The sequence below is a fragment of the Actinophytocola sp. genome, assembly GCF_049647105.1.
Lineage (GTDB): Bacteria > Actinomycetota > Actinomycetes > Mycobacteriales > Pseudonocardiaceae > Actinophytocola.
The window spans coordinates 1-14,460 of sequence record NZ_JBARWZ010000227.1 but is presented as its reverse complement, the minus strand read 5'-3'; the positions used below and the strand labels follow the sequence as shown (position 1 = coordinate 14,460).

The following is a 14,460-nucleotide window of genomic DNA, read 5'->3' as shown; positions in this document are numbered from 1 at the left end:
CTCATGAGCGGCGCGGTGGGTTGCGTCGTGCCCGGTTGCGCCGTGCGGCGACGCGGGCGGCCGCCGCGGTCAGCGCGGGCTTGCTCGCGGTGCCGTCCAGGTGTGCGGCGAGTGCCCGGATGTTCGGGAACCTGAAGAGGTCCAGCATCCGGATCGGGCGGCCGGTGGCGGCGACGAGCCTGCCGTGCACGGCGGCGACCGCCATCGAGTGCCCGCCGATGTCGAAGAAGTTGTCCGCGAGGCCGACGGTGTCGCGGCCGAGGACCTCCTGCCAGATGCCGACGAGGAGTAGTTCGGTGTCGGTGGTGTCACCGACGCGCACCGGCACGGACACGACCGGGAGCTCGGGTGCCGACACGGTCATCGCGCCCGCGGCGGCGGTGCGCACCGCCGCCCTCGGCAGGTGCGGCGCGACGTCGGCGGGCGCGGTGTCCGGTGCGGCGGCGAGCGCGCCGACCAGCTCGATCAGGTCGGTGAGCAGCGCGACGATCCGGCTCGCGTCGAACAGGTCCGGGTTGTACACCGTGTCGAAGGCGAACCGGCCGTCCCGCTCGACCACGTACACGGTGAGGTCGAACGGCGAGCCCGGCTTGGGCACCTCGACCGGCGTGGTGTCCACACCGGACAACCGCAGCCGGGGCTCGGTGAAGTTCAGCACGTTGAACAGCATCTGCACGACCGGTGCGCGGGAGGTGTCCCTCGGCACGCCGAGCGCGTCCACGATCCGGTCGAGCGGGGCGGCCGGGTGCGCGGTGGCCGCCCGCAGCTCGCTCGCGTTCACGCGGATGGTCTCGCCGAAGCTCGCCGCGTCCGCGCGCAGGCGCACCGGCACGGTGTCGATGAAGAACCCGACGACGTCGTCGAACTCGGCGAAACCCCGGTCGGCCACGATCGCGCCGAGCACGTGGTCGGCCGAGCCGGTGAGCCGGTGCAGCAACTCGGCCAGCCCGCCGAGGAGCACGCTCGCCGGGGTGGTGCCGAGTTTCGTGGCGAGTGCCCGCGTCGCGGTGTCCACCTCGGACGACAGCGGGACGGACGCCTCGGCGCCCGAGTAGGTCTGCACCGAGGGACGGGGCCGGTCGCGGGGCAGATCGAGCACGGTCGGCGCGCCGGCCAGGTGCTCGGTCCACCACGCCAGGTCGGCGGTCCCGGACGCGCGGTCCCTGCGGTCCCGCCACACCGCGTAGTCCGCGTAGGTCGCGCCAAGCGGCGGCAGCTTGGGCACGGCACCGTCGAGCGCCTGCCGGTAGGCCTCTGCGAGGTCGTCGTAGAGCGGAGCCTGCGACCAGCCGTCGAACACCGCGTGGTGCACGGTGAACGCGAGGACGTGCTCGTCGTCGGCCAGCCGGTAGAGCGTGACGAGCCACGCCGACTCGTTCGCCAGGTCGAACACGTGCCGCGCACCCGCCGCGAGGCGGCCCGCCAGTTCCTGTTCGCGGTCCGGCGCACCGGTCAGGTCGATCTCCGCGAGCGGCACGTCGGCAGGCGGCACGCACTCGGCGTACGGCTCGCCATCGGCCTGCCGGATGCGCCAGCGCAGCACGTCATGCCGGTCGGACACGGCCCGCAGCGCCGCCCGCAGCGCGGCCGCGTCCAGGTCACCGTGGAGCCGGTGAGTCAGCGCGATGTTGTACGGCGCGTCCTCCGGTGCCAGCTGGTCGGTGAACCACAGCCGGACCTGCGGCGGGGACAGCGTCGGCGCGTTGCCGGTGGTCAGCTCGCGACCGGGCAGCGGGTCGGCGGTCGCCACCCGCGCGGCGAACCCGGCCACGGTCGAGGCGGTGAACAGGTCGGCGACGGACACGTTGCGGCCCAGCCGTTCCCGGACCGCGGCGACGAGCCGCATGGCGGCGATCGAGTTGCCGCCGTGGCTGAAGAACTCGCTGTCGCGGGCCGGGTGCCTGCCGAGCACCCGTGCCCAGAGCCGGGCGACGGACCGTTCGATGGCGGTGCCGTCGAACTCGGGCTCCCCGGTGGCGAGGTCGGCGATCGCCCGCTCGGCGAGCAGGCGCAGCGCGCCGCGGTCGAGCTTGCCGGTACGCGGATCGGTGGGCAGCTCGTCGCGGCGCACCACCACGGTGGGCCGCATGGCGCTGGTCAGCCGGTCCCCGGCGAAGGCGGTCAGGTCGTCGTCGGACGGCGCCGATGCGGGCGAGAGGAACGCGACCAGGCGGGTGCCGCCGGTGCCGGGCACCGCCTCGACCGCGACCTGCCGCACCCCGGGATGGGTGCCAAGCACGGACTCGACCTCGCCGAGCTCGATGCGCTGGCCGCGGACCTTGACCTGCCGGTCGACCCGGTTGAGGAAGATGAACTCGCCGTCGGCGTTCTCGTGGACCCGGTCACCGGTGCGGTAGAGGCGTTCGCCGGGCTCGCCGCCGAACGGGTCGGGGATGAACCGCTCCGCGGTCAGGCCGGGCCTGCCGAGGTAGCCGTCGGCCACCCCGGGCCCGCCGATGAGCAGCTCGCCGGGTTCGCCTCGGGGCACGAGCGCCAGCCGCTCGTCCACCACGTACATGCGGTGGCCGGGCATGGGCCGCCCGATCGGCACGGGGTCGGCCGGTGTGCCGGTGAGGTCCGCGGCGAGCACCACGACCGTCGTCTCGGTCGGGCCGTAGCCGTTGACGACGCGGCGGCCGGGGGTCCACCGCGCGGCGAGCTCGGCTGGGTAGGGCTCCCCGCCGCAGAAGACCTGGCGCCACGCCGGCACGTCGTCCGGGTCCACAGTGGACAGCATGGTCGGGGTGAGCAGGCCCCACTCGACCTCGTGGGCGACCAGGAACCGGCGCAGCCGCTCGGGGTCGGCCCGGTCCTGCTCGGACACCAGCTGGATCTCGGCCCCCATGGTCAGCGGCACGTAGAGGTCGATCGAGCTGGCGTCGAAACCGAGGGAGGAAGCGGCGAGCGTCCGCATGCCTGGCTTGACCGGGATCCGCTCCTGCCACCCGGCGACGAAGGCGGCCAGGTTGCGGTGCGTGGTCAGCACGCCCTTCGGCATGCCGGTCGAGCCGGAGGTGTAGAGCACGTGGCAGGTGTTGCGCTCGGTGGCCGGGCAGGGCAGGGGCTCGGCCGTCCCGCCGGGCGCGAGCGTGCGGATGCCGTCCACGTCACCGAACCCGGCCTCGGCGGCGTCGCCGACCACGATCGACACGGCGGCGTCGCGGACGATCTCCAGCAGCCGCCTGCGCGGACCACCCGGGTCCAGTGGCACATAGCAGCCGCCGGACAGCAGCACGCCAAGCACGGTCACGAGGTAGCCGATGTCGCGGGTCGCGCAGACGCCGACGCGGGTCTCGGGCACCACGCCCAGCTCCCGCAGCCGCTCGGCCACGGCCGCGGCCCGCTCGGTCAGCTCCCGGTAGGTGAGCCGGTCGTCCCACTGCCGCACGGCCACCGCGTCGGGCGTTCTCCTCGCCTGGGCGAGAATCAGGTCAGGGATGGTCATCCGCGTGCTCCCCTTGGTAAGTAGTCGGCCGGGTCGGTGAGCTGCAGGCGCAACTCGCTGACGTACCGCGCGCCGTCCGCGTCCGGCAGCCACGAGTCCTCGGTGGACGGCAGCTGCTCGGTGATGGTCACCATCACGTCCGGCCCGGTCTGCCGTGCGGTGCGCAACATCGTGCACAACACCTGCACGTAGCCGGGACTGGCGAGATCGACGTAGGTGGGCTTGGCCTCCGTGCCGAGCTTGACGAACACCCGCTCCGGCAGGCCCAGCTCCATGCGGAACCGGCGGGCGGCGAGGAACCGCTCCCGCTCGCCGATGACGTCCGCGAGTCCGGTCTCCCCCACGGTGGTACGCCACGTGCGCCGCGCGACCACCAGCCGGTCGATCACGATCCGGGGGCTCGCCGTGGCCGGGCCGACGAGCTTGAAGCTGTCCAGCAGGACGATGGTGAGCACGTGCCCGAACGCCTCGACCAGCGGCCACGTGCGGCCGTCCGGCAGGACGACGGTGAGCTCGCCACCCCGGTCCTCGACCAGGATCGAGGTCGCGGGCACCAGGTGCGCGGACGCGCCACGCGCGTCGAAGATCCCGAGCTCACAGTCCTTCTCCGCGTTCAGCCCGTGCCGGGCGCGGCCGGTGTTGCGTGGCGCGTCGTCGGGGAACAGCAGGCGCACCCTCGGCCCGAACTCGGCCTCGTGCGCGGCCAGCAGCGCCGCCTGGTCGGGGTGCCACGGGGAGAAAAGCGCGCTGTCGAACGGGTTGTAGGCCGGGTGCAGCTCGCCGAGCACGACCAGGGTGGCCGGGTCGTCGAGGTCGGCGACCTCGCCGGCGCACACCTGCAGGTCCGCGCTGTGCACGCGGGCCGACGGCCAGCCGGGCCCGTCGGCGGCGAACAGGTCGGCCGCCGGGCCCGCGAGGTCCGCCGAGGACAGCCGGACCTCGGTCGCACCGTCGTGCCCCGCCAGCCCGAACAGCTCCGACCAGCGCGCGGTGAACTCGGCGCCGATCGCGGCACCCGGTCCGTCCTCGGTGTCGAACAGCTGCTGCTGCACCGGATACCACAGGTCGGACAGGTACACCGGCCCCCGCAGGTCGGCGTGTGCCTCGCCCGCTATCCGCTCGCAGGCCGCACCGAAGCGGGCCGAGAGCCACCTGGCCGCGCGCAGCACGATCGCGAGCGGCTGCGCCACCGACCTCAGCAATCCGCCGCCCAGCACCAGATCGGCGTCGCGGGTGCTGTCGAGGTAGGTCAGTGTGCGGCCCGCGTACATCTGCCCGCTGCGCCTGCTCGCCGCGCGCCCGGTGGCGGCGGTGAACGCGTCGTCCACTTCGGACAGTGCGGCCGGGTTCGCGACCGCGGCGTCGCGGGCGGCGCACAACCGGTCGAACCCGGCGGCCACCCGCGTGCGCACCGCGTCGTCGCCGATCGCGGCGATCCGGGCACGCAGCACCGGCTCGGCGTCCTGCGACAGCGGAAGGCGGGCGTCCCAGTGCAGCAGCCCGCGCTCGACGAGGCGGTCGAGCAACAGATAGCCGTCCTGCTCGCCACGCCCGACGCCTTCGACCACCTCGTGCGCGGGTGTCCAGCCATCACAGCGGGCCAGCAGCCTGGCGTCCACAGCGGACAGTTCCTCCGGTGCACGCAGCGGCCTGCGCAGCAGGCGGTGCTCGACGGTCAGGTGCGGGCGCAGCGCGGGTGGCCACCACCGGCGCACCTCGAGGTCGGCGGCCAGCGCCTCGCCGTACTCGATGAGCGCCCACGCCTCGAAGAACACCGCCCGGTCCCGCACCAGCCCGGAACCCAGCCGCAAGGCGGTCGCCGCCGAGGGATCGACCGTGCCCCAGGACACCGGGCCGAAGAAGCCGATCGTCTCGCTCTTGGCGCAGTAGCGCTGCCAGTAGCGGAGCAGTGCCTTCTCCCGGTCCCGGCGGCGCACCGTGCGCGGCTGGTCCGGCCCGCCGGTGACCAGCCGGTCCAGCGTGGTCAGCACACCGGGGTTCTGCCAGGCCACCGCCGCACGCAGGAGCGGGTCGGCCGCCACCTCGCACACGGCCACCGCACCCGCACGCAGCGCCTCCGCGAACACCTTGTCGAACACCGTCTTGTCCAACACCGTGCCGGTCCCGTCGGCGCCCGCGAGCAGTGCGTCCGCGGCGGCCGCCGCCTCGGGTGCCGCGAACCGCTCCAGGCGGTCGACGGGAAAACCGGCCGACCGCAGCAGCACGTCACGCCATGACGACCATCCGGTGTCGCCGAGCGGAACGAGGTGCCTCATCGCGCATCCTCCACAGTGGACGCGACGGGAGTGGTGCCGTCGATGGCGGCGCTGTCCACGATGTGCATCCGCAGTTCGCTGACGTACCGGTTGCCTTCCGCGTCGGGCACCCACGCCTCGTCCGGTCCCGGCAGCAGCTCGCTGACGACCACGGTCACGTCCTCGCCGTCCGCGAGGACCGCGGTACGCAGCATGGCGCACAGCAACACCGCGTACTGCGGGCTCGTGAGGTCGAGGTAGCACGGCTTGGTCTCGGTGCTCAGTTTGACGAACACCGCGTCCGGCAGGCCGAGCGCCGCCCGCCAGCGGCGCACCGCGAGGTAGCGCTCCCGCTCGCCGATGACCGTCGCGAGCCCCGTCGCACCGGCGGTCGCCCGCCATGTCTCGCGGCTCACCACCAGCCGGTCCACGGTGATCCTCGGGGTGTGCTGCGACGGCGAGGTCAGCTTGAACGCGTCCACCGCGTGGATCGCGATGAGCTGGGAGAACACCTCGACGACCGGCCTGGCCAGCCCCGTCGGCTCCACCACGACCAGCTCACCGTCCACTTCGGACAGTTCGAGGGCGGTGGTGGCCAGCACGCGTTCGAGCCCGGCACCCGGCGCCCGCGCGAACGCGAGCCGCACGTCGGTCGGGCCCGTGAGGCTCTCCGCGACCCTGCTGGTGCGCCTCGGCCAGTCCGAGGGGAACATCGGGCGGACCCGGCGCGTGCCGAGGTCCTCGGCGAGCGCGGCCCGCAGGCGTTCGATGTCGGGGTGCGCAGGCGTGAACACGTCGCAGTCGAACGACGCCCACGCCGTGTGCATCTCACCGAGCACGACCAGGAACTCGCCGCGCGCCAATGCCTCCGGGCCCGCCGCACACACCTGCAGGTCCGGGCTGTGCAGACGGGCGGCGGTCCAGGTCGGCACGCTCGCCGGGAACGCGGCGTCCACCTTCGCGGCCAGCGCCTCGGTGGTCGTCTCGACGGGACCGTCGGCGCGGGCCAGGTCGAACAGGTCGGCCCAGCGGCCTGCGAACTCCTCGGCCACGACGTCCACCGGCCGGTCCCCCGCAGGGCCCCAGAACAGGCCCTGCGCGAGGAACCACAGGTCGGACAGGCGCACCGGGCCGTCACCCGCGTCGGCACGCAGTTCGGTGTACAGCTCGCGCAGTGCGACGTGGTAGGCGGCCGCGAGCTCGCCGGCGAGCCAGCGGGCGGCACGCAGCAGCAGGTCGAGCGGCCCCGCGATCGCGTCGAGCAGCGGGCGGCCGAACGTGACGTCCAGGTCGCGGGCGGTGTCCTCGTAGCACAGGGTGCGGCCCGCGTAGGTCTGGCCGCTGCGCCTGCGTGGCGACACGCCGGTCAGGTCCGTGAACACTTCGTCCAATGTGGACAGTGCGATCCGTAGTGCGCCGGCGTCGCCCGCGGCGGCGGCCACCGCGTCACGGGCGGCACTCAGGCGGTCCAGCCCGGCGCTCGCCGTTGCCCTCGGCTCGTCGTCGCCGATCGCCGCGATCCGCCTGCGCAGCACGGCTTCCGCGGCCGAGGTGTTCGGCAGGCCCGCGTCCCAGGTGACCAGCTCACGCTCGACCAGGTTCGCCAGGATCGGGTAGCCGTCGTCCTCGCGGCGCAGCCCGACCGCGGGGTCGGCGATCACCGCGGCGGCGGGTTGTTTGCCGTCGCACGCCGCGAGCAACGCGGCCTCGGCCGGGGCGAGCGTCAGCGGCGGGCGACCGGGCCGGTGCACCTGCCTGCCGTCGAGCGTCAGCTGCGGCGCGAGCAGCGGCGGCCACCAGCGGCGCACCGCGGGGTCTGCGCTGATCGCGTCGGCGTAGGCCTGCACGACCCACGCCTCCAGCACCACCCAGCGGCGGCGGGTGAGGCCGGGGCCCTCGGTGATGTCGGCCGCGGCGGCGAGCCGGTCGTCGATCGTCACCCAGCAGCTGGGCCCGAAGAAGCCGACGGTCTCGTTCTTGCCGCAGTAGCGCTGCCAGTACTTGACGACCGCACGTTCCCGGTCGCGGCGCCGGACGTTGCGCGGCGCGTCGGCACCGGCGGCGACCAGGCCGTCGAGCGCGTACAGCACGTTGGTGTTCTGCCAGGTGATCGCCTCACGCACGAGCGGGTCGGCGGCGATCTCCAGCACCCGCGCGGCGTTGGCGGCGACGGCCGCCGCGAAGTCGGCGTCGAAGGTGTTCTCCTCACCGCGCAGCAACGCGTCCGCGCTCGCCGCGGCGGTAGGTGCCGACAGCGCGGACAGGCCGTCGGCGGGGAACCCGGCAGAGCGCAGCAGCGCGTCGCGCCACACCGACCAGCCGGTGCCGCCGAGCGGGATCCGGTGCTCCCCCGTCATGACGGTCTGCCCGGCAGCGACGAGAGCAGGTCCTCGGCCACCAGCTTGGTGACCAGGCCGGCGTCGTCGTGCAGGAAGAAGTGGTCGCCGTCGATCTCGTGCACGGTCAGCCCGGCACCCGCGACGTGGGCCCACGCGTGGATGTCGTCGAGGGACACCGCGATGTCCCGTGACCCGGCGAACGCCACGACCGGCACCGGAAGAGGCTCGCCCTCGGCGAACACGTACTCGTCCAGCGTCGTGAAGTCCGCGCGCAGCACGGGGAGCAGCAGCTCGACGAGCTCCGGTTCCGCGAGCACCTCGTCGGACAGTCCGCCGCCGCCGACCACCCTGCGCAGCAGCTCGTCATCGTCCACTGTGGACAGTCCGTCGAAGTGGCCCGCGGATTTGATCTGCGGCGCGCGGCAGCCGCCGACGTAGAGCTTCACGGGCAGGGGGCCGCCGGTGCGGTGCAGGTGACGCACGAGGTCGAACGCGTGCCTGCCGCCCAGCGAGTGCCCGTACAACGCGTACGGGCGGTCGGCGCAGGCCAGGATGGCGTCGGCGAGTTCTGCGACGTCGAAGCGCGGGTCCTCGGCGATCCGGTTCTCCCGGCCGGGCAGCTGCACCGCCCGCACCTCGAGATCGGGGCCGATCGCGGCGGGCCACCGGTGGAACGCGCTCGCGCCGGCGCCCGCGTACGGCAGGCAGAACAGCACTGCCGCCGCATCCGGTTGCGGTCGCGGGATCACGAACCAGTTCACGACTGACCTCCTCGCCTCACGGGTTCGATCCAGAACCGGTGCCGCTGAAAGGGATACGCGGGCAGCGGGATGCGCCGCCCACCGGTCGCGGGCAGGTCACCCGCGCCGTCCACCCACCGCCGCGCCGTGTCGCGCAGCGGTCCGACTCCTGACACCTGGCCGGGTGCGAGCGCGCCGAGCGCCGCCACCGCCTCGTCGACCGTGGCCGCCACGACGGCCGCGCGGCAGCGGAACGCACGCCGCCCGGTGGCGAGCGTGTATGCCACGTCGGCGAGCGATGGCCGTCGCGTGGCCAGGTGGTCGCGCAGGCGTGTGGTGGCAGCGGACAGCGCGGTCTCGTCCCGTGCGGACAACGGCAGCAGCACCACGCCGGGCGCGGGATCCGTTGCCCCGTCCGGTGTTTCGACAGGTACCTCGGCCACGAGTACGTGCACGTTGGTACCGCCCATGCCGAACGAGCTGACCCCTGCGACGCGGCGGTCCGTCCCGGGCCAGTCGTGCACCTTGGTCGGCACGTACAGCGGACCGCCCGCGAGGTCGACCTCGGGGTGCGGCTTGCCGAAGTGCAGGTTGGGCGGGATGACGCCGGTGTGCACGGCGAGCACGGCCTTGATCAGCCCGGCGATGCCCGCGGCGGCGTCCAGGTGCCCGATGCCGGTCTTCACCGAACCCAGCGCGACGGTCTCGGGTCCCGCGTCCGCGAGCACCTCGTTGAGCGCGGCCACCTCGATGGCGTCGCCGAGCGGGGTGCCGCTGCCGTGCGCCTCCACGAACCGGACCTGTTCTGGCCCGACCTCGGCGGCGGCGAGCGCGTCGGCGACCGCGGCCGCCTGCCCGGCCTGGCTGGGCACGGCGAACCCGGCACGGTCCGCGCCGTCGTTGGTCATCGCCCAGCCGGGCAGTACGGCGTAGACGTGGTCGCCGTCCGCCAGTGCGTCCGCGAGCCTGCGCAGTGCCACGACCCCCGCGCCGGAGCCGAACCCGGAGCCCGCGGCGGCCTCGTCGAACGCGCGGCACCGGCCGTCGGGTGAGGCCATGCCGCCGGGGGTGTGGCGGTGGCGCGGCCAGGTGACGCTGACGCCGCCGGCGAGCGCGAGGTCGCAGCGGTAGTCGGCGAGGCTCTGCGCGGCGAGGCACACCGCGGCGAGCGAGCTGGAGCAGGCGCTCTGCACGGCGAGCGCGGGACCGGTCAGCCCGAGCCGGTAGGCGACCTGGCCAGGCAGGTGGTCGGTGAACTGGCGGGCGAGGAGATGGGCCTCCCAGTCGTCCGGGTCGGCACCGGTCACGGCGGGGTTGCCGAACAGGTGGAACAGGAAGTACCGGTTGGCCGAGGCGGACGCGAACACACCGACCGAAAGGCCGGGGTCGGCGCCGGGCACGTGGCCCGCGTTCTCCATGGCCTCCCAGGCGGTCTCGAGGAACAGCCGGTGCTGCGGGTCGGTGCGGGCGGCCTCGTCCGCGCCGAAGGAGAAGAACCCGGCGTCGAAGTCGGTGACTCCGTCGAGCCTGCCGCCCGCGCGGACGTGCCGGGGGTCGGACAGCAGGCCAGGCCCGATACCGAGCGCGGCGAGCTCCTCGTCGGTGTAGTCGTGGATCGCGTCCACCCCGGCACACAGGTTCCACCAGAACGTGTCGAGGTCGGCGGCGCCGGGGAACCGCCCGGCCATGCCGACGACCGCGATCTCGTCGCCGGTGTACTCAGGCTCGCGGCCCGGCGGCACGGTGACGGGCTCCCGGTGCGGTTCCGGCGCGCCGCCTTCGAGAAGCCGGGCCTGCGCGGCGATCGTGGGGTGGGTGAACAGCGCCAGCAGCGGCACCTCGGTGCCGAACTCGTCGGCGAGTCGCTGCTGCACCTGACCAAGCAGCAGGGAGTGGCCGCCGATGTCGAAGAAGTTGTCGTCCTGCGCGACGTGGCCGGTGTGCAGCACCGCGCACCAGATGTCGTGCACGCGGGCCTCGGCGGGAGTCAGGTCGTGGTCCGGCACGAGCCGTGCTGGTGGGCCGGGGAGCGCGCGCTCGTCGAGCTTTCCCGTTACCGTCAAGGGAAACTCGTCGACCACGACGATCGCGCGGGGCACCGCGTAGCCGGGCAGCAGATCCGCCACCCGCACCCGCAGCGCGCGGGGGTCGATGCCGTCACCGGTGACGTAGGCGAGCAGTTCCTCGTCGCGGGCGACGGCTCTCGCCGCGGTGACGCCGGGCTGCGCCAGCAGACAGGCCTCGATCTCGGCAGGCTCCACGCGGAAACCACGCACGTTCACCTGACGGTCCAGCCTGCCAAGGCACACGATGCCGCCGTCCGGCAGTCGTTCGCCGAGGTCTCCGGTGCGGTAGGAACCCACCCCGAACGCCGGACTGTCCACATTGGCGTAACCGGCGACGAGATGCTCACCGCGCACGGTGATCTCGCCGCGCTCGCCGAGCACCAGCTCGTAGCCGGGCAGTGCGGTGCCGATCGGCAGCGGGCCCGTCGCCCCAGTGTCCACTTCGGACGCCCGCAGCCGGCGCTGCGCCGCGAAGGTGACCTCGGTGGCGCCGTAGCCGTTGACGAACACGACGTCCCGCGCGAACGCGTCCCGGCCGCGCAGCACGTCGGCGTAGGTGGACCGCTCGCCGCCGAGCAGCACCGTGCGCACGGTCGCCAACCTGGCCGGTCCCAGGGTGTCGAGGAGATACCGGTACACCGTCGGCGTCGAGTGAAGGATCGTGACACCGTGCCGGGCGAGTTCGGCCGCCGCGTGCGCCAGGCCGTGCGCGCGGAGGTCGACCGGGACGACCGTGGCGCCGGTCAGCAGAGCCGGGTACAGGTCCGGGATGGCGGCATCGAAGCTGAACGAGGCGAGCAGGCTGAGCCGGTCGTCCTCGGTGATGCCCAGGCTCGCGATCTGGTTGTCCACCACGTGCAGCAGGTTGCGGTGGGTCTGCGCGACCGCCTTGGGCCTGCCGGTGGAGCCGGAGGTGAACAGCACGTACGCGACCTCGTCGAGGCCCGCGTCGACCGGGTCCAGCGGTGCCGGGTCGGCGCCTGCCACGACGACGTGGTCGTGTAGCAGTCGCGCGAGGTCGGCGTGTTCCTGGTCGGCCAGCACGGTACGCACGTCCGCGTCGGTGACCATCGTGGACAGCCGGGCGCGCGGGAAGGACGGGTCCAGCGGCACGTAGGCGCAGCCGGCGGCGAGCGTGCCGAGGATGCCTGCGATGGCGGGGACACCGTGTCCGGTGACGAGCCCGACCCGGCTGCCAGGGGCCACCCCCGCGGCGGCGAGCGCGCGAGCGTGCCCGCCCGCGAGTGCCGCGAGTCCGGCGTAGGTCATGGTCGCGCCGTCACTGTCCACGACGGCACGGCGATCAGGTCGGTGCTCCGCCATCTCGGCGAAGCGGAGGATGGTCGGTACGAGCGTCATCGCACGCGAAACACACAGCAAAACCGGCGGGACAACGCGCTCCTCAAACAGGGTCGGGCTCGGGGACACAAAAGGCTAGATCGGAGCGCGCGCGTATGTGTTACCTGTCTGACCAGTTAGACCGAATGATATTCGACGATATTCCGTTCGTCGCAACATTCTCGACCGAACAGCGCTAGGGGTCCCGAATCCCTTGTCTACTATAGCGAGTCGGTCAACCACCGTGCGTAAACACGTGCAATTCGGCCATTTCGATCGTGGCTCACCTGATGCGAAAATGGTTGCGACATCAAGGAAAAGTGCCGGTCGCTCAGCTGTCCAGAATTCGGCGGAGGACGGTGCGGTCGGCGCCGGTGGGCGCCTTCCGCAACGCCGTCTCGTATGCCGCCTCGGCCTCGGCAGGCCGGTTCAGCCTGCGGAGCAGACTGCCGCGCACCGAGTGGTAGAGGTGGTAGCGATCGAGGTCCAGCGCGTCGACGACGTCGAGGGCCTCCGCCGGACCACGCGACTCGGCCACCGCGACCGCGCGGTTCAGTGCCACGACCGGGGTCGGGGCGACGGTCATCAGCTGGTCGTACAGCGCGACGACCTGCGCCCAGTCGGTCCGCCCGGTCGACGGGGCGTCGCTGTGCACGGCGTTGATCGCGGCCTGGATCTGGTACTGGCCCGGCTGGTCGCGGCGCAGGCACTGACGCACCAGCGCCTGCCCTTCCGCCACCATGTCACGGTCCCAGCGGGTGCGGTCCTGGTCGGACAGCAGCACCAGCTCACCGGACTCCGTGACCCGCGCGGGGCGGCGGGCCTCGCTCAGCAGCATCAGCGCGAGCAGGCCGGTCGCCTCCGGTTCGTCGGGCATCAGCGCGGTCAGCACGCGGCCGAGGCGGATCGCCTCCGCCGCCAACCCGGGGCGGTCCACCGTGGAGTGACCCTCGTTGAAGATCAGGTACACGACCGCGAGCACGCCGCGCAGGCGCGCGGGCAGGTCGGCGTCGTACGGGACGCGGTACGGGATGCCCGCGGCGCGGATCTTGTTCTTCGCCCGGACCAGGCGCTGGGCCATCGTCGGTTCCGGGACGAGGAAGGCGGCGGCCACCTCGGCGGTCGTCAGGCCACCGAGGAGCCGCAGCGTCAGCGCCACCCGCACACCCATGGCGAGCGCCGGGTGACAGCAGGTGAAGATGAGGCGCAGCCGGTCGTCGCGCACCACGCCCTCCTCTTCCTCAGGCTCGGCGGCCAGTAGCTCCAGGGCCTGCCGGTGCCGTTCCTCGCGGGTGGCCTCGCGGCGCAGACGGTCGATCGCGCGGTTGCGGGCGGTGGTGATCAGCCAGCCCGCCGGGCTCGGCGGCACCCCGTCGGCAGGCCAGCGGCGGACCGCCTCGACGAACGCGTCCTGAACGGCCTCCTCGGCCGCGCCGATGTCGCCGAGCGCCCGGACGAGCACGGACACCGCTCGTCCGTACTCGCGCCGGAAGATCTCCTCGACGGTCACCGCCGTGGCGCGTACATGATCACGGCGACACCGACGAGGCACAGAGCCGCGCCAAGGTAGTCCCAGCGGTCCGGGCGGAACTTGTCGACGACCACACCCCACGCCAGCGACCCGGCGACGAACACCCCGCCGTACGCGGCGAGGATCCGCCCGAAGTGCGGGTCGGGCTGGAACGTCGCGACGAACCCGTACGCGCCGAGCGCGAGGACCCCGGCGGCGATCCACCACAGGCCGCGATCCTCGCGCCAGCCCTGCCAGACCAGCCACGCACCCCCGATCTCGGCGAGCGCGGCCAGCAGGAACAGGACGAGTGACCTGGCGATGCTCACTGGAACGGGCGCACCTCGATCGCGAGTGGCGACAGCACCGTGGCGAGCTTGCGTCCCCACTCCATCGCGGCGTCGAGGTCGTCGGCCCGGATGACGGTGAACCCGCCGAGGAACTCCCTGGCCTCGATGAACGGCCCGTCGGTCACGAGCACCTCATCGCCGGTGGCCCGCAGAACGGTCGCGGTCTCCGGCGGGTGCAACCCGGCGGCGAACACCCAGGCACCCGCGGCCCGCATCTCCTCGTTGAGCAGGTCCAGGTCCCGCATCACCGGCTCGAGAACCTCCGGCTCCGGCACACCCTCCGGCTGATAAATGCTCAACAGGTACCGCTTCATAACCATGATCCTCCCGCAAACCGTCACCCACCCCCAACACGAACGCACCCCCACCCCATCAACACCCCACACAAAACCCCGCGAGTCCACGGTTGGGAACCCG

At 73.1% G+C, this 14,460-nt stretch carries 8 protein-coding genes; all 8 read right to left on the bottom strand.

What is annotated here, in order from left to right; translation table 11 throughout:
• Position 1: 1 nt before the first annotated feature.
• Positions 2-3,445 carry an amino acid adenylation domain-containing protein gene (locus tag WBA97_RS26960; RefSeq protein WP_424233725.1) on the bottom strand — a complete coding sequence of 1,148 codons (3,444 nt, stop codon included), beginning with the start codon at positions 3,443-3,445 and terminating at the stop codon, positions 2-4.
• Positions 3,442-5,721 (bottom strand): lantibiotic dehydratase, encoded by a 2,280-nt coding sequence (locus WBA97_RS26955; protein ID WP_424233724.1) that lies wholly within the window; start codon positions 5,719-5,721, stop codon positions 3,442-3,444. Before WBA97_RS26955 ends, WBA97_RS26960 begins: the two co-directional genes overlap by 4 nt.
• A complete protein-coding gene (locus WBA97_RS26950; RefSeq protein ID WP_424233723.1) occupies positions 5,718-8,057 on the bottom strand; it encodes a lantibiotic dehydratase in 2,340 nt (779 codons plus the stop codon). The genes WBA97_RS26955 and WBA97_RS26950 overlap by 4 nt, the downstream gene beginning before the upstream one ends.
• Positions 8,054-8,800 carry a thioesterase II family protein gene (locus WBA97_RS26945; RefSeq protein WP_424233722.1) on the bottom strand — a complete coding sequence of 249 codons (747 nt, stop codon included), beginning with the start codon at positions 8,798-8,800 and terminating at the stop codon, positions 8,054-8,056. Before WBA97_RS26945 ends, WBA97_RS26950 begins: the two co-directional genes overlap by 4 nt.
• Positions 8,797-12,204, bottom strand: a complete 3,408-nt coding sequence (locus WBA97_RS26940) for an AMP-binding protein (RefSeq protein ID WP_424233721.1) — start codon at positions 12,202-12,204, stop codon at positions 8,797-8,799. Before WBA97_RS26940 ends, WBA97_RS26945 begins: the two co-directional genes overlap by 4 nt.
• A 310-nt stretch (positions 12,205-12,514) precedes the next feature.
• Complete coding sequence (locus tag WBA97_RS26935) at positions 12,515-13,693, bottom strand: RNA polymerase sigma factor (protein WP_424233720.1); 1,179 nt, start codon at positions 13,691-13,693, stop codon at positions 12,515-12,517.
• Positions 13,690-14,022 (bottom strand): YnfA family protein, encoded by a 333-nt coding sequence (locus tag WBA97_RS26930; RefSeq protein ID WP_424233719.1) that lies wholly within the window; start codon positions 14,020-14,022, stop codon positions 13,690-13,692. Before WBA97_RS26930 ends, WBA97_RS26935 begins: the two co-directional genes overlap by 4 nt.
• Positions 14,019-14,357: a YciI family protein gene (locus tag WBA97_RS26925; RefSeq protein ID WP_424233718.1), complete on the bottom strand. Its 339-nt coding sequence runs from the start codon at positions 14,355-14,357 to the stop codon at positions 14,019-14,021. The genes WBA97_RS26930 and WBA97_RS26925 overlap by 4 nt, the downstream gene beginning before the upstream one ends.
• Positions 14,358-14,460 lie beyond the last annotated feature (103 nt).